The sequence below is a fragment of the Aquisalimonas lutea genome, assembly GCF_030409225.1.
Lineage (GTDB): Bacteria > Pseudomonadota > Gammaproteobacteria > Nitrococcales > Aquisalimonadaceae > Aquisalimonas > Aquisalimonas lutea.
Genome location: NZ_JAUFPK010000004.1, coordinates 366956 through 388215 on the forward strand (window position 1 = coordinate 366956; position 21260 = coordinate 388215).

At 63.7% G+C, this 21260-nt stretch carries 20 protein-coding genes; 10 read left to right on the top strand and 10 right to left on the bottom strand.

The window, feature by feature from the left end:
* The first annotated feature begins 24 nt into the window (after nucleotides 1-24).
* Entirely contained in the window at nucleotides 25-1236 is a 1212-nt protein-coding gene (locus tag QWY84_RS12845) for a low temperature requirement protein A (RefSeq protein ID WP_290203110.1), read from the top strand.
* Between the two features lie 35 nt (nucleotides 1237-1271).
* Here QWY84_RS12845 and QWY84_RS12850 read toward each other — a convergent pair whose 3' ends face one another.
* The 6 genes from QWY84_RS12850 to QWY84_RS12875 all read right to left on the bottom strand — a co-directional run bounded on the left by QWY84_RS12850 (nucleotide 1272) and on the right by QWY84_RS12875 (nucleotide 8530).
* The gene (locus tag QWY84_RS12850; RefSeq protein ID WP_290203111.1) at nucleotides 1272-2063 is read right to left on the bottom strand and encodes an ABC transporter ATP-binding protein; all 792 of its coding nucleotides are present in this window, start codon (nucleotides 2061-2063) and stop codon (nucleotides 1272-1274) included.
* A gap of 1 nt (nucleotide 2064) precedes the next feature.
* Entirely contained in the window at nucleotides 2065-3144 is a 1080-nt protein-coding gene (locus tag QWY84_RS12855) for a FecCD family ABC transporter permease (RefSeq protein WP_290203112.1), read from the bottom strand.
* A 59-nt stretch (nucleotides 3145-3203) separates the two neighbouring features.
* Nucleotides 3204-4346 (bottom strand): ABC transporter substrate-binding protein, encoded by a 1143-nt coding sequence (locus QWY84_RS12860; RefSeq protein WP_290203113.1) that lies wholly within the window; start codon nucleotides 4344-4346, stop codon nucleotides 3204-3206.
* A 1-nt stretch (nucleotide 4347) separates the two neighbouring features.
* Nucleotides 4348-6318, bottom strand: a complete 1971-nt coding sequence (locus QWY84_RS12865) for a TonB-dependent receptor domain-containing protein (RefSeq protein WP_290203114.1) — start codon at nucleotides 6316-6318, stop codon at nucleotides 4348-4350.
* 125 nt (nucleotides 6319-6443) lie between these two features.
* On the bottom strand, nucleotides 6444-7823 hold the full coding sequence (locus tag QWY84_RS12870) for a sensor histidine kinase (protein WP_290203115.1): 1380 nt from the start codon (nucleotides 7821-7823) through the stop codon (nucleotides 6444-6446).
* Nucleotides 7820-8530 carry a response regulator transcription factor gene (locus tag QWY84_RS12875; RefSeq protein WP_290203116.1) on the bottom strand — a complete coding sequence of 237 codons (711 nt, stop codon included), beginning with the start codon at nucleotides 8528-8530 and terminating at the stop codon, nucleotides 7820-7822. Before QWY84_RS12875 ends, QWY84_RS12870 begins: the two co-directional genes overlap by 4 nt.
* 308 nt (nucleotides 8531-8838) lie before the next feature.
* On the opposite strand from QWY84_RS12875, the gene QWY84_RS12880 reads away from it, so the two are divergent.
* The 6 genes from QWY84_RS12880 to QWY84_RS12905 all read left to right on the top strand — a co-directional run bounded on the left by QWY84_RS12880 (nucleotide 8839) and on the right by QWY84_RS12905 (nucleotide 12343).
* Nucleotides 8839-9327: an Hcp family type VI secretion system effector gene (locus QWY84_RS12880; RefSeq protein WP_290203117.1), complete on the top strand. Its 489-nt coding sequence runs from the start codon at nucleotides 8839-8841 to the stop codon at nucleotides 9325-9327.
* Between the two features lie 10 nt (nucleotides 9328-9337).
* Nucleotides 9338-9769 (top strand): hypothetical protein, encoded by a 432-nt coding sequence (locus QWY84_RS12885; protein WP_290203118.1) that lies wholly within the window; start codon nucleotides 9338-9340, stop codon nucleotides 9767-9769.
* Nucleotides 9747-10211 (top strand): ankyrin repeat domain-containing protein, encoded by a 465-nt coding sequence (locus QWY84_RS12890; RefSeq protein ID WP_290203119.1) that lies wholly within the window; start codon nucleotides 9747-9749, stop codon nucleotides 10209-10211. Before QWY84_RS12885 ends, QWY84_RS12890 begins: the two co-directional genes overlap by 23 nt.
* A complete protein-coding gene (locus tag QWY84_RS12895) occupies nucleotides 10198-10725 on the top strand; it encodes an ankyrin repeat domain-containing protein (protein ID WP_290203120.1) in 528 nt (175 codons plus the stop codon). The genes QWY84_RS12890 and QWY84_RS12895 overlap by 14 nt, the downstream gene beginning before the upstream one ends.
* Before the next feature lie 88 nt (nucleotides 10726-10813).
* Nucleotides 10814-11293: an ankyrin repeat domain-containing protein gene (locus QWY84_RS12900; RefSeq protein ID WP_290203121.1), complete on the top strand. Its 480-nt coding sequence runs from the start codon at nucleotides 10814-10816 to the stop codon at nucleotides 11291-11293.
* Nucleotides 11294-11359: 66 nt separating this feature from the next.
* A complete protein-coding gene (locus QWY84_RS12905; protein ID WP_290203122.1) occupies nucleotides 11360-12343 on the top strand; it encodes a hypothetical protein in 984 nt (327 codons plus the stop codon).
* Nucleotides 12344-12383: 40 nt separating this feature from the next.
* Here QWY84_RS12905 and QWY84_RS12910 read toward each other — a convergent pair whose 3' ends face one another.
* On the bottom strand, nucleotides 12384-12917 hold the full coding sequence (locus QWY84_RS12910; protein WP_290203123.1) for an MgtC/SapB family protein: 534 nt from the start codon (nucleotides 12915-12917) through the stop codon (nucleotides 12384-12386).
* A 379-nt stretch (nucleotides 12918-13296) separates the two neighbouring features.
* Entirely contained in the window at nucleotides 13297-13551 is a 255-nt protein-coding gene (locus tag QWY84_RS12915; protein ID WP_290203124.1) for a hypothetical protein, read from the bottom strand.
* 269 nt (nucleotides 13552-13820) lie between these two features.
* On the opposite strand from QWY84_RS12915, the gene QWY84_RS12920 reads away from it, so the two are divergent.
* From QWY84_RS12920 to QWY84_RS12930, 3 genes are read left to right on the top strand one after another with little or no spacing between them, the layout of a single operon-like run.
* On the top strand, nucleotides 13821-14744 hold the full coding sequence (locus QWY84_RS12920) for an ABC transporter ATP-binding protein (protein WP_290203125.1): 924 nt from the start codon (nucleotides 13821-13823) through the stop codon (nucleotides 14742-14744).
* A gap of 15 nt (nucleotides 14745-14759) precedes the next feature.
* Nucleotides 14760-17678 carry a Gldg family protein gene (locus QWY84_RS12925; RefSeq protein WP_290203126.1) on the top strand — a complete coding sequence of 973 codons (2919 nt, stop codon included), beginning with the start codon at nucleotides 14760-14762 and terminating at the stop codon, nucleotides 17676-17678.
* 1 nt (nucleotide 17679) lies between these two features.
* Nucleotides 17680-18666, top strand: a complete 987-nt coding sequence (locus QWY84_RS12930; protein ID WP_290203127.1) for a DUF4340 domain-containing protein — start codon at nucleotides 17680-17682, stop codon at nucleotides 18664-18666.
* Between the two features lie 358 nt (nucleotides 18667-19024).
* Here the strand turns inward: QWY84_RS12930 and QWY84_RS12935 are convergent, their stop codons facing one another.
* Entirely contained in the window at nucleotides 19025-20383 is a 1359-nt protein-coding gene (locus QWY84_RS12935; protein WP_290203128.1) for a sensor histidine kinase, read from the bottom strand.
* Nucleotides 20384-20411: 28 nt separating this feature from the next.
* Nucleotides 20412-21098, bottom strand: a complete 687-nt coding sequence (locus QWY84_RS12940; RefSeq protein WP_290203129.1) for a response regulator transcription factor — start codon at nucleotides 21096-21098, stop codon at nucleotides 20412-20414.
* Between the last annotated feature and the right edge of the window lie 162 nt (nucleotides 21099-21260).

Genomic DNA, 21260 nt, shown 5'->3' on the forward strand with positions numbered 1-21260 from the left:
ATTGATCTCGGGGAGTGACAGGAAGTGTCGCTGAAGGATTTCCCAATCTGGCGCCGCCCCCGTCATTACATGGATGTCGAGGGCGCGAGCGATCATGTCCACTGGGTCGAGCTGTTTTTCGACCTGATCCACGTGGTCACGATTTTCATCCTCGGGAACTATCTGTCTCACCACCTGGGCTGGCACGGGATTCTGGTCTTCACCGGGCTCTTCCTTGCGATCTTCTACGCGTGGGCGGACAGCTCGATCTACAACTCTCTCTACATATCCACCGACACGCCGCACCGCGCGGCCATGGCCGTTCAGGTCGTGACGATGATGGTCATCGCCGCGTCCATTCCGGACGTGGCGGGGGAGGGGTGGCCGTATTTCGCATCCGGATACGCGCTGAATCGAGCGCTCACCGCCTACCTCTACTGGCGGGCGCGGCATGTCGGTGCGGACAGGAGCGCGCTCGCCCGGGAACAGGGCCGGAACTTCTTCATCCTTGCCGGCCTGTTCGCCGTGTCGGCGTTTCTGCCGCGTCCCATTGCTTACTGGGTCTTCGCCGGCGGCGTCGTGCTGATCCAGCTGCAATACGTGCTGCCCCGCATCGGCACGCTCCGTTTCGGGCGATTCGTCCCCCGGCTCGGTCATATCTCCGAGCGCTTCGGCCTCTTGATGCTCATCCTCCTGGGCGAGGGTTTTTTCAAGCTCGTCGTAACACTAGCCGACAAGGGCATCGCCGAGGTGGGCGCAGCGACGCTGTTCAATCTTCTCATGGGGGGATTGTCACTGTTCGCGTTGGCGTGGATCTACTTTGATGCTGCCGGGAACGCCAAGCCGAAAAGCCGGGCCAGGCCCGTTCTCATTGCGTACTGGTTCGCGCACATTGCGATCCTGTGGAGCGCCGTCCTGGTCGGTGTTGCTCTGGCAGGGGAAGTCTATGTCGGATTATGGGAGCCGTATCCCACTGACTATGGCGTGATCGGGTGTGTCGGGCTTGCCGTCTTCCTGGCCTCGCTCTGGACGCTGCAACTGCTTGTCGAGGGGCGTGAGATCACCCGCCACTACCACACTGGCACGGTGCGGGCCTTCGGGATCGTGGTGGCTCTGATTGTGCTCGTTATTCACCCGGTGGTGCCGGCGATCGTGGGCAACATCGTATGGGGCATCGCGCTCTTCTCGCAGATCGGCGCACCGCTCTACTGGGCGATCGGCGACGTGAGGCAGGGCGAAAGCCCCTGGCAGGAATAAGCCGGTATCAGAATGGGCGTGCAGTCCCGGAGGCCTCAGTCGAGGGAATGACCTCCCTTGACCGCCTGGTCGGCCAGTACCAGAGGCTGGCCCAGGGAACAGGACTCGATCCGGGCCTCGACACCATAGACCGTGCGCAGCATCTGTGACGACAGCACCTCTGCGGGCGGGCCCATGGCTTCGAGCCCGCCGCGGGAGAGAACCAGCAGCTGATCGCAGAAGCGCGAGGCGAGATTGATGTCATGGCTCGCCACCAGCGCGATGCTGCCGTCCGCGCGGGTGCGTTCCCGGACGGTATTGAGCACGTTGAGCTGCCAGTGCATGTCCAGGGCGCTGGTCGGCTCATCGAGCAGCAACAGCTCGGGGTCGCGTACCAGCACCTGCGCAAGGCCGATCATCTGACGCTGGCCACCGGACATCTCGGACAAGCGGCGCAGGGCCAGGTTACGGATGCCGAGCGTTGCGAAGATCGATTCGATGGCCGCGCGCAGGTGCTCTGCGGAAAGATCCCCGCGGATGGCGCGGCATGCGCTGTAGATGGCCTCGTAGGCAACCAGGGTACTGGCCTGGGGCAGGGCCTGGGGCAGGTAGCCGACCCGCTGGGCGCGGATCCGATGCGCCAGCTCGGCCAGCGAGGCGCCATTCAGCCGCAGCCTTCCTTCATGACGCAACGTCCCCGCCAACGCCTTGAGCAGGGTCGACTTGCCCACGGCATTGGGCCCGATCACCGCCACCACCGAGCCCTCGGCGATCGCCGACAGGCTGATGTCGCGCAGCACCGGCCGCTTGCGGTAGCCGACGGACAGGTTGTCGATCTCGAGAGACAAGCTATTCGCTCCGGCCGCGCATGAGGATCAGGCTGATGAACAGCGGGATGCCGACCAGCGCCGTGACAATGCCCACGGGCAGCACGACGCCCGGGACAAGCGACTTGCTGGCAATTGACGCGCAGGACATGAGCAAAGCGCCGGCCAGGGCACTGCCCGGCAGGAACAGCCGATGATCCTCGCCCAGGACCAGGCGCGCGATGTGCGGCCCGACCAGGCCGATGAAGCCGATCTCGCCGACGAACGCCAGCGCCGCCGCCGTCAGCAGGCTGACCCGCAGCAACACGATCAGCCGCAGGCGCTCGACACGAATGCCGACGCTGCGGGCCTGCTCCTCACCGCCGCGCAGGGCGGTCATGGCCCAGGCATGGCGCATGGAAAACGGCAGACAGAGCGCGAGCACCGCCGCCACCAGCAGCAACTTGTCCATGGATGCGCGGGCCAGGCTGCCCATGGTCCAGAACACCAGCTGCTGCAGTGCATCGGCATCGGCGACGAACTGCAGCAACCCGACGACGGCGTTGAGACCGAACAGCAGGGCGATGCCGAACAGAACGACGGTGTGGACCGAGGCGCCGAGCGCGCGCGACAGCGACAGCACGACCAGCGCCGCCGCGGCGGCAAACACGAATGCCGACAGCGGCAGCATGACCGAGGGCGGCAGACCGAACGGCGCAATGTTGAACACGATGACGATCGAGGCGCCCAGCGTCGCGGCCGCGCCGATGCCCAGCGTAAACGGGCTGGCCAGCGGGTTGTTCAGCGCCGTCTGCATCTCGGCGCCGGCAAGCCCCAGGCTGGCGCCGACGACCAGGGCCATCAACGCGTAGGGAAGGCGGACCTCCCAGATGATCACCCGGGTCGTCGCGTCGAGGGATGCCGGGTGGATCAGGCCGCCGGCGACATCCAGCACGCTGAGCGCGGCGGGGCCGATCGCCAGGTCGACGACCACCGACACGACGACGGCGGCGGCCAGCGACACCAGCAACAGCACGCGCCGCATCACGAAGCGCCGATACGCAGCGGCCAGCGATTCGGATCCCGTCGATGCCGGCGCAGTGGCTGGCTCGGAGCGGCGCATGCTACGCGCCTTTCCGATGGTGTTCATGCAGTCGCTTGCCGGGCATTGGGTTCATCCCGCTAGAGTCCGGTCCAGTAAACGCCGTCGAGCGGCACCGGCTGGAACCGCTGGAACAGGGTCGCGAGCGTCGCGCGCGGATCCAGCTCCGGGAATCGTTCGGGGTACAGCCATTTGGCGATGACCTGCACGGCGACCACGTTCATGGGCGTGTTGTAGAAGTTGTGCCAGATCGCGTAGGCACGCTCGTCCTGAATGGCCTCGAGCTGACCCAGCCCGCGCCCCTGTGTCGCCCGCCGAAGCGACTGCCGGGCACGCTCGGGAGAAACACCCGGCCCCAGCGTGACAAAGGGCTGCTCGCCCTCGCGCGCGGCCGAGCCGATCGCCGTGGCGATATAGATCGCCGGTTGATGAACCAGCAGATATTCCAGGTTCATGGTCCCGGCAACGCCGGGAATCCGATCGCGGGCGATGTTGCGGCCGCCGGCGTAGTCGACGAAGTGTCCCATCATGCCGTCGGCCATGGTCTCGCAGCAGGTGTCGTGGAGGCCGGCGCGGCTGTGCAGGAACACGCCCGGGCGATCCTCGCGCGCGATGTCCGGCAGGCGATCGCGGACCCGCGCGAGCTCGGCCTCGTAGAACGCGAGAAACTCGTGCGCCTCGCGCTCGCGATCCAGGAGCTTGCCGAGCAGGCGCAGGCTGCGCGGCGTGTTGCGCAGCGGCTGCTGACGGAAGTCCAGGAATACGACGGTTACCCCTGCCTCCTCGAGACTGTCGATCAGCCGGCTGCTGCCCGACGAGGGCCCGTGACCCGCCAGGCTGAAGATGGCCACGTCGGCATCGAGCGTGAGTGCATGCTCGGTGCTGAAGCTGTCCGCCGAGGTATGGCCGAGCTCGGGAATCGATTCCAGGGCCGGAAAGCGCTCGCGATACAGGCGGTAGGTGCCCGGGTCCGCCAGGCGAAAGTCCGGCAGGATGCCGACGACACGCTCCAGCGGCTGCTCGCGTTCGAGCATGGCCAGGGTAGGGAGGTAGCGCCCCTCGCCGAGGATGATGCGCTCGACACGCGCCGGCAGCTCCACCTGGCGGCCGGCCAAATCGGTAACGGTCTCCGCGTGCACCGCCGAGGCCGCGATCAGGCTCCAGAGAAGAACCCCCGCACGGGCGAGCCGTGCCCGTGCGGGATCGCTATGGCGACGTCGCACGTCAGAACTCCAGATTCAGTCCGACACGGATGTCGCGGCCGGGCTCGGGCTGTCCGACCACCGCGTCGTAGCCGGGATAGCTGCTGTAATCGGCGTTGCTGGCCTGATTGACGTACTGCTCGTCGAACAGGTTCTTCACCGTGAAGGTCAGCTCCAGGTTGGAGCTGCCCATCGGCTGCCATCTCGCGTACACATCGTGGACATCATAGCCGGACTTGCTGACCGTACCCGGCACGCTCTGGATGCCGTCGATGTCATCGACGAACCGGCCCAGCCAGCCGACCCGCAGGCTGGAAGTCGCCTGGTACTCGATCTCGGTTGTCCAGGTGCTGCCGATGGAGTTGCCCAGTCCGTTGTGCTCGTACAGCGTCACGGGCTCGCCGTCGAGCTCGGTGTCGTTGTGATGGTATCCCACCCGCATCGTTACGCGGTCCCAGCTGTAGCCGCCGCGCAGCACGTAACCTTTCGACTCCAGGTCGCCGACATTGGTGTAGAACCGGCTCCACGGGGGCGATACGGAGACCGAGTCCTCGATGTCGGTGCGATAGACGGTCCCCGACAGGGCGAGCCGGTCCGCCCGGTATTCGAAACCGATCTCGCGATTCTCGGCCTTCTCGGGCTCCAGGTCGGGATCGTTCTCGGTACCGAAGATCTTGAATGCGTCGCGGGTCATCGGACCACGGAAGGCTTCTGCATAGCCGGCATTGACGCTGAGCCCCTGCGTCACGAAATACGTGCCGCTGATGTTCGCGCTCACGCCGGATTCCTCGAATTCCTCGTCATTGGTATCGCGCAGCTCGTAGTTGTCGTAGCGCGCGCCGAAGCTGAGCAGGAACGCATCGGTCACATCGAAGTCGTCCTGGACATAGACGCCGGTGACCTCGCCTTCCTCGGATTCCGCGTTGCGGTCGCCCTCGGGGCCGGCGGTCACGCGGTCGTCGCGGTAGTCGACGCCGTAGGTCACTTCGTGGCTGCCGAGCCGGCTGGTGTTGCGCACGTCGATGCCGTCGGTCTCGACCTTGCCGTGGTAGATCGGCCAGCCCAGCGGACGCTGGTCCTGCTCGATGTTCTGCTCCGTGCGGTAGAGCGTGACATCGAGGCCGAGCCAGTCGTTGGCCGCCGGCATCAGCTCATAGTTGAGCGTGCCCGTCTGCCGCGTGCCCTCCAGGGGTAGCACCTGGTTGCCGGGGCTGACCGCCCACTGCGGCCGCTGAGCGCGTTCGCCCTCATCCTCGCGCCGGTCGTAGCTCAGGCGCAGGGTCTGGCCGCCGCCCAGGTCGCCGACGAGCTTGGCGAAGCCGAGCTGCTGATCGGCGTCGGTGCCGAGGCGCTCGTTGCCGTCGCCGTCCTCGTAGTTGTCGTGATCGCTCGTGCCCAGCGAGAACAGCCCGCTCCAGGTATCGCCGAAGCGGCTGGCCACCGAGGCACTGGCGTCATGTCCGTCGGTATTGCTGGAGTGACTCAGCCTGGTGAGCACGGTGAACTGCTCGCCGGCACGCAGTAGATCGTCGGGGTCCTTGGTCACGAAACGAAGGCTGCCGCCCAGTGCGCCCGGCCCCGAGGTCGCGCGGCCCGCGCCCGCCTCGACTTCGACACGCTTGAGCAATTCGGGCGCGATGGACAGCCGTCCCGTGTGATGGAACAGGCTGCCGGACTGGCTGGCGCCATCCACCGAGAGATTCAGCAGCGATTCCTCGATCCCCCGCAGGTAGACGCGCTGCGCCGCACCGGGACCGCCACCGGCCGTCACCTCGGGATCGCCGGCGAAGATGTCTTCCAGGTCGTTCGCCTGATAATCCTGCAGCGATTCCTGCTCGATCGTGATGTCGGTGCCTTCGGTCACGTAGCCGTCGGCGGACACGTTGACAGGGTCCAGCGAGAGCGCCTCCGATTCCTGCGCCGAGGCACCCTGGCTGGCGAGAAGCATGGTGGCCGCGACACAGCCCAGTGTGCCGCATTGTTGTCGATTCATGATGCGCCCCTCAAATGATAATCGTTCGCACTTGAGAGGCATTCTCATTGCGGGCGGAGTGGATGGGAAGGCGCTTTTACATTTTTTACGCCGTTGTTACATCTGTTACACCGTCATCGTGCTGCTCATGCCGGCTCACCATCCACCGACGGGCCTCCGGGGGCGTTCTTCGGCAGCTGGATCGTGATCACAAGGCCGTGCGGCGATCGATTGGTCGCGTGAATGCTGCCGCCCACCGCCCGGATCTCGCGTCGCGCCAGCGCGAGCCCCAGGCCATGACCGCCCTGTGCATCATCACGCGCAACCCGCTCGAGGCGGGCGAAGGGCTCGAAGATCGCTTCGCGTTGATCCTCGGGGACGCCAGGCCCTTCGTCGGCGACTTCCACCCGGAAGGACTCGCCGTCATCGGACACGTCGACACCAACGGAGCCGCCCGCCGGCGTGTGCTGCAGTGCATTGCGGATGACGTTCTCCAGGGCCTGGCCCAGCGCGCGCTGACAGCTGCCGTGTACGACGGCCTCGTCCGGCAGGGCGGCGCGCAGCTCGTGATCCGGATACTCGAAGCGCGCATCCTCGAGGATGCTGTCGATCAGGTCCGTCAGGTTCAGCGTGTCCTGATCGAGCCGGGGCTGCTCCGTATCGAGCCATGCCAGCGTCAGCGTATCCTCGACCAGCCGTCGCATGACCGCACATTCCCGCCGTACGCGGGGCAGCGTCGTCACGTGCGGATCATTGCTGTTCTCGGCGCATTCCAGGGCCATGTCGATCCGTGTCAGCGGCGTGCGCAACTCATGGGAGAGGGCGGCGATCAGGTGACGCTGCATGCGGATGAGCTCACCAGTGCGCTTGGCCATGTGATCGAACGTCTCGGCCAGCGAGCTCAGCTCGTCGTTGCGGTTGCCGAGCAACGGCCGGACGCGGACATCCAGCTGGCCGCGGCTGAATTCGCGTGTAGCGGACTCGAGGTTGCGCAACGGCCGCATCAGGTGGCGATACAGGGCCACGCTGAGCCCCGACAATGCCAGCAGGGGCAGGGCGATCTGGATCAGCAGCCCCGTCTGCGCAAGATAGGTGCCCGGGCGCATGCGTTGCGGCAGCTTGATCAGGAAATGGGTGTGCTGATCGATGGGCACTTCCATGATGGGGTTGTCATCGAAGTACAAGTGGACTTTCCAGTCCACGCCGCGTCCCAGACGGAACCCGTCCTGCAGTGACGGCGCCAGCTCACTGCCGGCAACGGGCTCGATGCCCGTCCTCGCCACCGCCGCCCAGGTGTTCTCCCTGTCCTGCAGCTCTCGCAACCAGCGCGACAGGGCGGCCTGGTCGCCGGATTCGTAGAGCGTCTTCGCCGTGTTGCCGTACTCGAGCAGCGTCGCCTGATGTTCCTCGGCGAGGTAGCTCATCTGGTCTTCGGCATGCGAGCTCAACAGCGAGATCGCCCAGAAAAAAGCCACCGTGCCGGCGGCGACGGTGGCACACAGCTTCCAGAGCAGGCGCCGCTTCATGTGAAGCAGTACCCCTTGCCGTGCACGGTCTGCAGGCAATCCGGGAGCGCGCCGGCCTCCTCGAGCTTGCGGCGAATGCGGCTGACGTGCATGTCCAGGCTCCGGTCGTAGCGGCTGAACTCGCGCTCGAGGACGACCTGATAGAGATAGGCCTTACTCAGTGACTCGTGCTGGTGCTGCATCAGGGTCCAGAGCAGGCGGAACTGGACGGGCGTGAGCGTGATCGGGCGTTCGCGGTACGTCACGCTCTGGTTCCGTCGGTCCAGGCACAGGCCGTCGATCGCCAGCGTAGGGGGATCACTGTACGACTGGAACGACGCCATGCTGCGCCTCAGCAAGGCCTCGATGCGCAGCAGCAGCTCGGTGAAATTGAACGGCTTGGCCAGGTAGTCGTCGGCACCGTTGCTCAGGCCCGTGATCCGTTCCTCCTCGGCACCGCAGGCGGTCAGCATGATCACCGGCGTCCGCCGGCTCTTGCGCAGCTTGCTGAGCACGGTAAAGCCGTCACTGCCGGGTAGCAGCACATCGAGCAGGATGAGATCGAAACGGCCGCTCACCGCGGACAGAAGGGCGCCGTCACCCTCGAACGACTGCTCGGTGCGATACCCCTTGTCCTGCAGCAGGTCCGATATCTGCGCGTTGAGCGTACGGTCGTCCTCGACCACGAGGATGCGGGCGTCGTGTCCCATGGCCACCATTCTTTCCATCGGGGCAATCGGGCCTCGTTGACAAGCAGTGGTGCGCGTTCTTATACACCACCCGGCATCGGATAACAATGATTCTCATTCCATGCCCAAAAGGAGGCCAGTGATGGGATTGTGTAGCGCCCGTAAGGCCGGTAACGTGATCGGTGATCGAGCACGGCTGCCACGGAAATCGGGACGGCGGCGGTACCAGGGATGCTCCAAAGGGATTGGTTGCCGCGATCACCAGTAACTACCCACCCGCTCTGCTTTCCCAGAACGTCCGAGCGCCGTGCCGCCAGGGACAACACGCCGCCAGGGAGGGGAGAGCCATGTCCATACACCTGCATATAGACGGCCTCAGAGGCGACTCCGCTGACGCTCGTCATCAAGGGGACATTGACGTCATTCAGCTCGCCTGGGGATGCCGAAGGCGCATCACCGCCCGAGCCTCAACGCGGTACGACCGGGAATCGGCCAGCGCCGAGCTGCAGAAGCTGACCTTCACCAAGCACATGGACCGGGCCACTCCGTTGCTGTTCATCGAGAGCTGCTGCGGCAGGGGCCGGACCATGACGCTGGAGCTGTGCCGCACGGGCACGGGCAGCGGCTCGGAGCCGTACGCCCGCTACACCCTCCATCATGCCCTGCTTAGCGACTACCACATGGCCGGCTGGTCCGAGGACGAGGAACGGCCGTTGGAGAAGATCAAGATCAGCTTCTCCAAGCTGGAAGTGGCCTACATGCCCCACGACGACGACAACAACCCGTTGCCGCCGATTGTGGTGGGGTTTGATGCCCGCACGAACGAGCGGATGTGAGGAAGGCGAAATGGGCGTTAGCGAAGAGATGCAGCTGCTCCACTTCCCGGAGCAACAGCTTCTTCTGTCGGATGAGGAGGCGAAGGCAATATTGATGTTCTTCTTCGAAGGCCGTGACTTCCAGTACCGACTGGAAACGGTGTCGCTGGAGCTTGTACACCGGGAGCTCGCGCAAGCGCTCTTGGTAGAGGCTATCGATGGCACCTATGAAAAGGGCTTTGTCGACGACCTCTTCATGTCCGTCGCCACGGGCTTTCATGGTGGGGTGAAACGGATCGTTCAGAAATTTGCCAAGAAGGCGTTGAACCGTTGGTTCGATCACGCAAACTTGGACTCCCTATGGGGCGACGTGGAAATCTACGAATCGGTAAGGGTAACCATCGCCCGTAGCCATCGTTCCACAGCGGAGGTGCTAGTTAATGGCGATGTTGCGGATTACTAGCCTTTGGGTCGTCCTTGCGGCCCTGTTGCTGGTTGCCTGTTCCAATCCGTCGATTCAGCCGGGCACCAACAAGTACGGCGCCGGAGCGCTGGAAAGGGCCATGGCCGACTATGTCACGGAGTACCCGGGTCGAACACGGGAAGAGCTGCGACAGAACGACAAGGTGGTTGGGGAAGTAAAGCGCCTGATTAGGCAGGGTGCAGACGTCAACTACCAACGTCCCGACCGGGGGGATACGCCACTGCACATAGCGGTCCTGTATAAAGCCCCGGACCTGGTCCGCGTACTCGTGAACGCAGGAGCCCGATTGGACATTGAAGAGACGGCACGTGGCGGGTTGACGCCATTGGAGTACGCACAGTGGCTGCAGCAACGTAACCCGGAGAGGGACTATTCCGCGGTTATTCGTATCTTGGAGCAGGCAAAGCGTGAACGGCAGTAGGTTGGCACACAATCACATCACTGCGCCGTCCTACTTCTTGTTGCTCTTGCTGACACTGACCGTTGCCGGCTGCTCCTCCGAGAAGGTTGGACCGGGCGTCAGCGAGTACGGCGTTGGCTCGCTTTCGCGAGCCATGGCCGACTACGAAACTGACTACCCTGGTCGGTCCGCGGAGGACCTAGAGGCCAATGAGGCCGTCGTCGAAGAGATCAAGCGATTAATCGCCGAAGGCGCCGATGTGAACCACCAGCGCGCCGACACGGGTAGGACGCCTCTCCATAATGCCGTGCTGCTAAACGCATCCGAAATTGTGCGCGTACTTCTGGATGCTGGTGCTCGTTTAGATATCGAGGGGAACGAGGGGTTCACGCCACTCGAATACGCAAGGCAACTCGAAGAGCACGGCCCGGACTGGGATTTCTCGCGGGTAATCCGCCTGCTTGAGGAGGCGGAACGCAAGCGTGCGGCGCAAGGGGCGCTACTTGGAGATCAACCGGAAGAGTTCACCGCATAGCATGTACTTTGCCCGACCGTTGGTCTGCCCGAGATGGCCCCGGCAATTCGTGCGAGCAGCTTTGTGGCGCTGCTCACGTTTGCTTCACATGTTGGCGGTATTTAAGCAAATTGTCTCGCTTCTGCTCTTGGTCCTGACGGTCAGCTGCTGCTCGGCTGAAAGCGTCGCACCCGACAGGTACGGAGTCGGGCCCCTGTCGAAGGCAATAGCGGACTATGTCATCCCGCATCCCGGGATGACGGAAGCGGATAGAGAGAACAATGAGGCCGTAGTACAAGAGGTCGAACGGCTCATTAGGGCAGGGGCCAAAGTAAACCATCAGCGACCGGATACCGGCGCCACGCCGTTGCACGAAGCCGTGCTCTATAACTCGCCCGAGCTTGTTCGGGTGCTCCTGGACGCCGGCGCGCGGCTGGACATTGAGGATACGAGTGCGGAGGCGCGTGAAGCCGGTGTCGGCAATCTTGCACCGCTCGAGTACGCGCGCTTCGTTCAGCGGAAGATTCCGAATCGGGACTACTCTGAGGTCATAGGCATACTCGCCAGAGCAAAGCGTAATCGGCAATGACGATAGCAGTGGGCTAAAGCCTGCCTGGCGCGGACTAGATCGAACCGTTTCGTTGCGAGGGAGCGCATGATCAACGTCGAAAGGAACTCCTTGCAGTGCGCAGTCATTGCGGCCGTTCTGGCCATGGGATTGTTCGTCGACTGCAAGGCGCAGGATCCGGCGACGGAGGCCGAGATGGGGCAGCGGGCGGCAGCGATGTGGCCCGAGCGCTGCCAGGCGCTGGTGAGCCGGTTGGACCAGAACCAACGCACAGAGCTGGTTTTCGAAGCCCACCCCGGCTTTCCCGATCAACGCGTATTCCAACTGCGCTGGAACGGGGTTTCGGCGCCCATTCCACCGCTCGACTATAAGGAGCTGCGGGTGGTTCGGGGGCAGCCCTTCGATGAACCGAGCCCCCAGAACGTGGTCCAGCTATATGCGCAAGGAGGCGGCTTCGTGTTCCTGGGCCATTCCGATGGCTTCGGCCCGATGAACAACGTGTTCCAATCGGCCATGGGGGGTTCCGGGCGGGACGAAATGGAGCGGTACTGGACTAATACGCTGTTCGACGGTCCAGTCACGATGGCGTCGCTCAATCGGCTCGGTTACCGGCACCGGTTGTCCGACCTGAGCTGTCGCGGCAAGCGTTGGCGGGAAGAGGCACCGATAGCCATCGGATTGATACTGACCGGCATGGCCGGGCCGTACACGCTGTCACACGTCTACGAGATCCCCGGGCAGGAAGGCAGCTGGCTGGTTCAGGGCCGGGATCCAGGCAGAAACCTGAAGGTTTGGCGGGCCGTTCTGCCGAAGGTCGGCGAGACGACCGCGGGCCATATCGAGATCGGGATTCGTCCGGACGACACACCGGAAGCGGTAGGCCTGGGCATTGGCGCCCCCATGCGCGAAACCGCACCGGCCAGGCATCCTCAGTGGCTCCTGGCGCTGGGCGAGGCGCTTACAAAGGACGACCAGGCTGCCTGGATGGCGCTGCGCTCGGCCCTCATCCAGGCAGGCTTCACGGACGAGTCCGTGCAAAGCGTAACCGCCGTGATCGATGACCTGCGTTAGACGGCGGCGCAGAGGGCACGCCGTACCTGGCAATGGGTAACTAAATCTCGTCGCCGGGTTTGGTGATACCCGAGGTCAGGTCCTGGGGCTTTCTTGAACGTTTGAAGCGCGACACCAAAGGCACCACGTACAGGACAACCCAGGCAAGAAGGGTGCACAGAATGGCCGTCTGCTCGCGACCCAGGCCGACCGCAATTCCCATCGCGGCAGTAAACCAGATGCCGGCGGCCGTGGTAAGACCAGCCACACGTTGCTCGTCATTGCCGTTGATGATGGTTCCCGCGCACAGAAATCCGATGCCGGTGATGACGCCCTGAATAACGCGACTCATTTCCGAGTCGGAGATTCCTGCTTGTTGCGGAATCAGGATGAACAAAGCCGCTCCCATACAAACCAGCATATGAGTGCGCACGCCGGCGGCCTTGCCTCGTTGTTCCCGTTCGAGCCCGAGCAACCCCCCTAGAAGCGCAGCGAGAACGAGCCTGACCAGGACAACAACCATTTCGCCCAAATCGTTAAGGCTCGCGAACTCGGACACAATGGTCCTGCTGATCAGCGCCGCTTCTTCGTTCATGGACGTCTCTTCATCAACGCAGGCCCAAGAACGAGAGACTGTCCATGCGACGTCTCCAGTCTGTACACATTCACTCTGCAGAATCGTTGCGGTAACGATATCCAGCCGTTCTGCAGGCCATGTGGCTACCGCCGGGCGGGACGGATAACCCGATTCCATCCGGCACCCTACGTCCGACAGTTAGCTACTATTATAATCCTTGCTACGAGCAGTCTGCTCGAACTGCTCGGGCAGGGATACATTCATCGTGGCCTATGGGGGTTACCCCCGCCGGTTACCATCACGCCGTGTCGAGTAGCTAACCGGGCGCACCGCCCGCATGCGTTTGCCTCCGCTTTACGATAAAGCGCGCCCGAGCAATCGGGCGCGCTTTTACGGATCAACTGGATGACGTCTCCTCTTCGCTCATATCGACGAAGGACCAGTCACCCTGGGTGAGCTTGCCGTTTCCATCCAGATCATTGCCCTTGGCTTCCGCTGTTGGAATGCCACTCTGCTCGGCTTCCTTGATGCTGACGGCCCCGTCACCGTTCTTGTCCGCTTCCTCGAAGCTCGGCTTCTCCTCAGCCGCGACAGCCGCGAGCGGGATCAACGCCAGCGCGAGAACGGCAATGCTCAGGTTGATGCGTCTCATTTTTCCCTCCTTGACCTTGCACGTTGTCAACATTCGATGATGGTCGGCCGAGATCCGTCCTGCGGACACATCGGCCTTACCATCATTCGCCCGGACAAGGGCATCGGCGACGGTGTTCCCGGGGATGTCTGTCCAGGAGGCCAATCACCCTACCGGCAGGACGTCATCGGACGACGGTCGCCGGCACGGAACTCGGCGGCCACAACACATGTCGGTTCAAACGATGTTCGAGCAACCCTCACCCTCTATCAGGAAGAGGAGGACGGTAGATGATCGAGGCAGAGGCACTGTCACGCCATTACGGCGACCTGACGGCCGTAGACCGGATCTCCTTTGAAGTGGATGTCGGAGAGGTCGTCGGCCTGCTCGGTCCAAACGGGGCCGGCAAGACCACGATACTGAAGATGCTGACCGGCTTTCTCGAGCCAACGTCCGGCTGGATACGGGTGGACGGGCTCGAGATGGCACGCCAGCGGCGGGCAATACAGCAGCGAATCGGTTACCTTCCCGAGAACTGCCCCATCTACCCGGACATGACCGTGATCGATTACCTGGACTTCCAGGCAACGTTGCACGGCATAGCAGCCCAGCACCGGCCGCAGGCGGTGCGCAGCGCGATCGAGCGGGCATCCCTGAAGGAAAAGGCACTGGCGCCGGTCGCAACTCTCTCCCGCGGATACCGGCAGCGAACTGGTGTCGCTCAAGCCATCCTGCATCACCCGAGGCTGGTTGTCCTAGACGAACCCACCAATGGCCTCGACCCTTCCCAGATCCGGGAAATGCGAGCGCTGATCCGCTCCCTGGCGGAGCATGCCGCCGTGGTGGTCTCCACGCACATCCTGCAGGAGGTGCAGGCGGTCTGTGACCGCGTTCTGATGATTCGCCAGGGACAGCTTGCGCTGGATACCAAGCTGGATGAGCTCGGTGGTACACCGCGGCTCCTCGTGACCCTGGATGCGAACCCGCGCGACGCGTTGCCCGTGTTGCGCAACCTGGATGGTGTCGCCAATGTCGAGGCCATCCAGCCGGATGCGCTCGGACACCGCTATGTCGTCGAGGCATCGGACGACGCGGGCGGCCTGGCGCCTGCTCTTGCACGCTGCGTGCACGAGGCCGGGTTCGCGCTGTATGCCCTTGAGCCCGAAACCCGAGACCTGGAAACCCTGTTCGCGGACATCAATACCAAGCACTGACTCCGGGAGAGAGCCATGCAGAACCTCTTGCGCATTTTCCGGCGGGAGGCAGGTGCATATTTCGCTTCCCCCGTCGCTTATCTTTTTATCGGCACATTCCTCGCAGTCACGCTTTTCATCTTTTTCTGGGCCGAAGCGTTTTTCTCCCGCAATATCGCGGACGTGCGGCCACTGTTCGAGTGGATGCCGATCCTCCTGATCGCACTGGTTGCAACGCTGACCATGCGCAGCTGGAGCGAGGAGCTACGCTCGGGGACGGTGGAAGTGCTGCTGACCGCTCCTGTCTCGTCCCTTGTCCTTGTCGCGGGGAAGTTTCTCGCGGTGCTTTCCCTCATCGCCGTCGCGCTTGCGCTGACGCTCCCGCTGCCGGTAACAGTCCAAATGCTCGGCCCGCTGGACTGGGGCCCGGTGATCGGAGGGTACGTCGCGAGCCTTTTCCTTGCCGCGGCCTATACGGCCATGGGCCTGTTCGTGTCTTCGCGCACGGATAATCCGATCATCAGCCTGATCGTCACCGCACTTGTCGGTGGGGCCTTCTACGTTATCGGGACGGACTGGCTGACGGCGCTGGCTCCGGACGCACTGGGCCAGATCATGCATCTCGTCGGCACCGGTGCACGCTTCGAGGAGATCACGCGCGGCGTCCTTGATCTACGCGATGTGTACTACTACGTCAGCCTGGTCGGGCTGTTCCTTGCACTCAACGTCTACAGTCTGGAAAGACTGCGCTGGGGAGATCATCGCCACGGAAGCGCACGGCGGCACATGGCCTGGCGCGTCGCCGCGGCGCTGGTCGCGGTGAATTTCCTCGCCGCCAATCTATGGATGACCCCGATCAGCTACGCGCGCGCGGATATCACGGAAGGCAATCAATACACCCTCGGTGCTGCCACCAACAGGTACGTGGCCAACCTCCAGCAACCCCTTGTGATCAAGGGGTTTCTGAGCAGCCAGACGCATCCCCTGATTCGTCCGTTGGTGCCGCAGATGCAGAATCTGCTGAGGGAATATGCCATTGCGGGAGGCGATCAGGTCCGGGTCGAGCTCGTTGATCCCCAGACAGACACGAGCGCCGCCGAGCAGGCCCGGCAAGCGTACGGCATCGAGCCGGTACCGCTTCAGACCGCCAGCCGCTACCAGTCCTCCGTCGTTAGTGCATATTTTCACGTGCTGGTGAAGTACGGCGACCAGCACACGGTGCTCAATCTCCAGGACCTCGTGCAGGCAAAGGGGACGACCACCTGGGGGCCGGAGATCACCCTGCGCAATCCTGAGTATCAGATCACCAGCGCCATACGCGAGGTCGCCAACAAGTGGCGCAGCGGCGGAGACGTTCTCGCCTCGCTCGAGCAACCCGTGACCTTTCACGGCTACATCTCACCCGCGGGTCAACTTCCCGAGCCGCTGAAGCAACTCCGCGAAGAGCTCGGGACGATTCTGGACGAGTTGCGTGCGGGCGCAGAGGACAAACTGGACGTCGAATTCCGTGACCCCGGCTCGGGCGACGGTGCGCTCGCCGAGCGACTGCAATCGGAATACGGCTTTCAGGCAATGACAACGAATCTGCTCAGTGACGAGCGGTTCTACTTCCACATGGTTCTCGAGCAAGGGGATCAGACCGTCCCGGTGACGTTACCGGACAGCCTGGAGGCGGCCGATTTACGCAGTGCCATCGAGTCCGCCCTGCAGCGCTTCGGACAGGGGTTCCGGAAGACCGTCGCGGTCCATCAGCCGCCGCAGCCGCGCAACCCCATGCTGCGACGCCAGGCCGGGCCGTCCTATCGCTTGCTGATGCGCAAGCTGCGCGAGAGCGCGACCGTCACCCAGGCGGATCTCAGCGATGGCCAGGTGACCTCGAACGCGGACTTCCTGCTGATCCTTTCCCCTGAGGAGCTCAGCGAGAAGCAGCGCTATGCCATCGACCAGTTCCTCATGCGCGGGGGCACGGTCGCTATTGCCGGCTCACCGATGCAGGTCCAGGCAAGCCGTCGCACGGGTGTTCAGGTCAATGAGGTTGTCACCGGCCTCGAGGACTGGCTCGCCAGCTTTGGCGTCACGATCGAGAACAGCCTCGTTCTCGACCCGCAGAGCGGACCGCTGACGCTGCCGACGCAATCGGGCGGGCGGACCCGCATGCAGACGTTCGACTACCCGTACTTCCTGGATATACGCGACTCGGGCCTGGCCGATGTGCCGATGCTGGGATCTCTGAACCAGCTCACCATGGCCTGGGCGTCACCCGTTCGAGTAGATCCGGAAAAGGCGGGGAACATCCAGGTAACCGAGCTGCTCAACAGCTCCGAGCGTGCATGGACATCGGATTCCACCGATGTCCTCCCCGATTACCAGAACCACCCGGAGCTCGGTTTCCCGGAGCCGCAAGCACGCGCTCGTCAACCGTTGGGCGTCATGCTGGAGGGCCGGTTCACGTCGGCATTCCAGGGACAGTCGTCACCCCTGGCGGAGGCGTCCGGAAACGAGGCCGGCGGACAGGCCTCCGGCAGCGGCAACGGGGACGCAGCGTCTGCCAGCGCCGACGGCGGGGGCTCGGACTCAGGGCCTACGGTGACCTCCGTGATCCAGCGGTCACCTGCATCGGCACGGCTGATCGTGTTCGGCTCCGGCAACTTCCTCTCCGATCGGGCCTTGCAGATCGTCAGCCGGAGCACGCAGTCGCAATACATCACGCCTGTCCAGCTGGCGCAGAACATCGTCGACTGGTCCCTCGGCGACCCGGCGCTGCTCGCGCTTCGCGGAGAAGGCCGTTACTCGGGGCTCCTGCGCCCCGTCCCGGAGGAGACGCGCCGCGTCTGGGAGGCCGCCAACTACGGGACCGCCCTCGGCGGCCTGCTGCTCGTTTTCGCCGTGCGCCGCATCGTCGCAACGCGTCAGCGTCGCTGGTACGAAGGCGTTCTGAACAGGGAGACGAAATAAGATGAAGAAAGTGATCATGACGCTGTCCGTGGTTCTCGCCGGCCAGATCGCGCTGGCCGGCGGACTCTGGTTGAACGAAGGCGGGAATCGTGGCGAAGGGCCTGGACAGCTCGTTCCGTTCCAGGCGGAGTCGGTGCGTGCCGTATCGATCACTGGTCCGGACGGCACGACACTGCACCTGGAAAGAGACAACGGTGAATGGGTGCTTCCTCGATCCGACGGCTATCCGGCGAAACAGTCGAAGGTCGGGAACCTGGTCGGGCAGCTGACGAGCATAGAACCGGGACTGCCCGTCGCCCATGCGGAGTCGGCGGCTGCGCGCTTCAACGTCGGAGACGACAGCTTCGAGCGCCGTGTCGCTCTGACCACCGCGAGTAATGGCGAGGTAACCGTCCTGATCGGCAAGTCCGCGGGCGCGGGGCGCGTGTATGCCCGGCGCGGGGACGGTGACGCTGTCTACGAGATCAGCTTCCCCGCCTGGGAGGCCGGTGCCGAGCGATCCGCCTGGTTCGCAACCGGTAACGTGGCCGTCGAGCCGAGTCGGGTCAAGCGGGTGAATCTGCCGGAGTTCAGCATGGAGCGCACCGACGATGGATGGCAGCTCGTAGGCGAATCGTCGACAGCGATCAGCGACAGCAAGGCGGAGCAACTGGTCTCGCGTCTGGCCCGTCCTTCCTTCACGGCGGTTTCTGCCGGCGAGGCACCGGAGGAGTCCCCGGCAATCGCTTATGAGATCGTGACGGAGGGCGATCAGACGATACGGTTCGCCTACTATTCTTCTACCGGAGACGGTTCCCCCCGGCTGGTGCGGCAGGGGCAGCCGTGGCGGTACACCGTTAGCGCCGAGCAACTCAACCGGATCAGGGAGGCCAGCCCGGGGTCGTTGCACCCGGACGAACAGACAGCCGGTGCCGGCGGAGGTGACGGCCAGCCCTCAGGGCAGGGTACCGGCTCACCCAGCAATGCCGACCCGGAGGGCAGATCCTGAGCGGAGCGCGTTTCCAGGGAGTCACGCGCAGTCCATGGACTGTGCGTGACTTTCTGTATCGAAGTGAAGCTTCACCGAACGCATTCCCGACAGCAGATAACGTCGGGGAGGTGGCCCCGGGAACACCCACCGACGTGAGATGTCCCCAGGGGCAGCGAAATGCATGATCTGTTTTGTCAGGTGGTTGTCCTCCCCGCTTGCCCCGTGTCCGCACGGGGTTTTTTGTTTTTGCTAGTGGAACTTTGCGTTGTTCCTGCACCGCTGGATCCGGCGAGCAGCCCAGGGGGGCGGGTACGTCGTCTCCGGGACCGGCGCCTACGGGCAAGTGTCGCCGACCGTTGCCGGCATTGCGGCAAGTTCAGCGCTTTCCAGGCGGATGAGAATGAACCACTGGTGCGAATTGCCACTCCACCCGCGTGCCGTGAAGTGGTGCGTCGCTCCGTTCTTTCGAGTCCGCGTTTGTCGCTGGGCCTCCCGTTTCATGAACCGGGCCGGCGACGTCGTTGCCGGATCCCGCTTGCGTTTGCATCGTCCAGCAAGACGATGCCGCGCCGTTTCCGCTATAGAAGGAGAGGCTGCCACCGAAGCGGGTTGCGAGCCGGTCAACAAGCGATAGGCCCAGGCCCAGGCTGTTTTCCCCTGTCGCCCCCGAGCGCTCCGCTTGCGTGACATCCACGGGCTTCATTCCCACGCCGTCATCGGCAACGATGAGCCTGTCACTGCACAATCGCACCGATACCCATGTGCCCTGGGAATGCTGGAGTGCGTTACGCACCACGTTGACCACGATGACCTCGACCACCGCGGCGGGCATGTCGACGAAGGGGTTGGCGTCGCGCCGCCAGGCTATCGGAATCGATTGTGCGGCTGCCGCGATTTCCGGATACCGAAGAACATTGTCAACGCAGTCCGCAACCGACACGGAATCCTCCGGGTCATCGGGCGTACGCTCCCGGACCAGCAGGAGCATGGCGCCGACCGTTTCCTGCATGCGCGTTGCAGCATGGCGGATTCGGGCCAATGCCTTTTGCTCACCGAGCGACCTGTCGGGACTCTCCTCGAGGATCTCGGCTGCATTCTGGATGATCGCGATCGGTGTGCGCAGCTCGTGGCTGACGTCGGCGGAGAACGCTCTCTCCCGCGCCAGGGCGGCGGACATGCGATCCCGGTAGTGCGTCAGGGCCGTGGCCAGCTCGGCAATCTCGCCATAGTTGCTATCCTGTCTTGAAGCATCGAGCTCGCCGTCTCGGCCTTCGGAGACCTGGTGCGCCAGATTCTCCAGCGGTAGAAGATATCGACGCGATATCCGAAAGCCCAGGACAAGAGCCGCAATGACGGCGATCACTGATCCCGCTGGCGCTGCAACGAAGGCGAATTGCTCCCCCCGCTCAATCACCGATATATCCTGCGCGACGGCGTAACGTCCTCGGGGCGTGGTGGTGAGCGCGACCAGCAGTGCGCGGTTGTCCGTTTCGTACTCGTGCACTCCGTCCGGCATTCGGAGGAGTGCTTCGCCCTCCTGCTCAAGGCGTACGTCACCCGCCAGGCGCACCACCGGGTCACTGGAGATGATCCGGGTGCTGTACTGCTCCGGCTGCGCAACGACGGCGCTAAGCCTCGTACGCAGCGCCTGTTCGGCTTGCCATTCGCGTATGTCATGAAACACCAGCAGCAGGGCCACGGCGACGAGAGGCCCCAGAATCATGCCCGCGAGCACGAAGGCGAGCAGAATCCGCGAGCGTAGACTACGGGGTCGGTGTTTCATCGCTGGCCAGGCGGTAGCCGATACCGTGCACCGTATGTAGCAACGATGACCGGAACGGGCGATCGATCGCACCGCGAAGACGGTGGATGTGGGCGCGAAGGCTGTCGGATGCCGGCGGATTGTCGCCCCAGGCCTCGGACTCGATACGGGCCCGGGTGACGACGGCGGGCGATTCCCGCATCAGGATGCGGAGTATCTCATAGTCCATTCGCGTCAGCGTAATCTCGCAGCCGGCACGGTGTACGGTCATGGTGCGCTCGTCGAGGCATAAATCACCAACTTGCCATCTGCGCAGCGGCAGGCCGCCACGGGCGCGGCGCACCTGGGCCTGAATCCGTGCCAGCAACTCCCTGAGCGCGACGGGTTTAACCAGATAGTCATCGGCTCCCACGCTCAAGCCGGACACCTTTTCCTCAAGTTCCCCACGTGCGGTCAGCATGAGAATGGGTACGTCATAGCCTTGGCTACGCAGGTGCTCACACAGGCGCATGCCATCCATTCCGGGCAGGATCAGGTCGAGAATCACGGCATCGAATTGCTCGGTGATCGCCAGATGGAGTCCTCCCAGACCGTCGGCGGCAACATCAACGACATGCCCATGACCTTCGAAATAGTCGACGATATTGCCGGCCAGATCCGCGTTGTCCTCGATGACCAGTACTTTCACGACGATCCCGCCATAAGGCCGATGCGCTTTGTGCGCCTACCGGGTATCCGCTCCTGCTCGTGCCGCCGGATGATTGCGGTTTTCACACTTCGTTGACATTTCGGTGACGCGCATTTGACGCGCTCCTGCTTATGCTGCCGACGACTGCTCAGGGAGTCCATC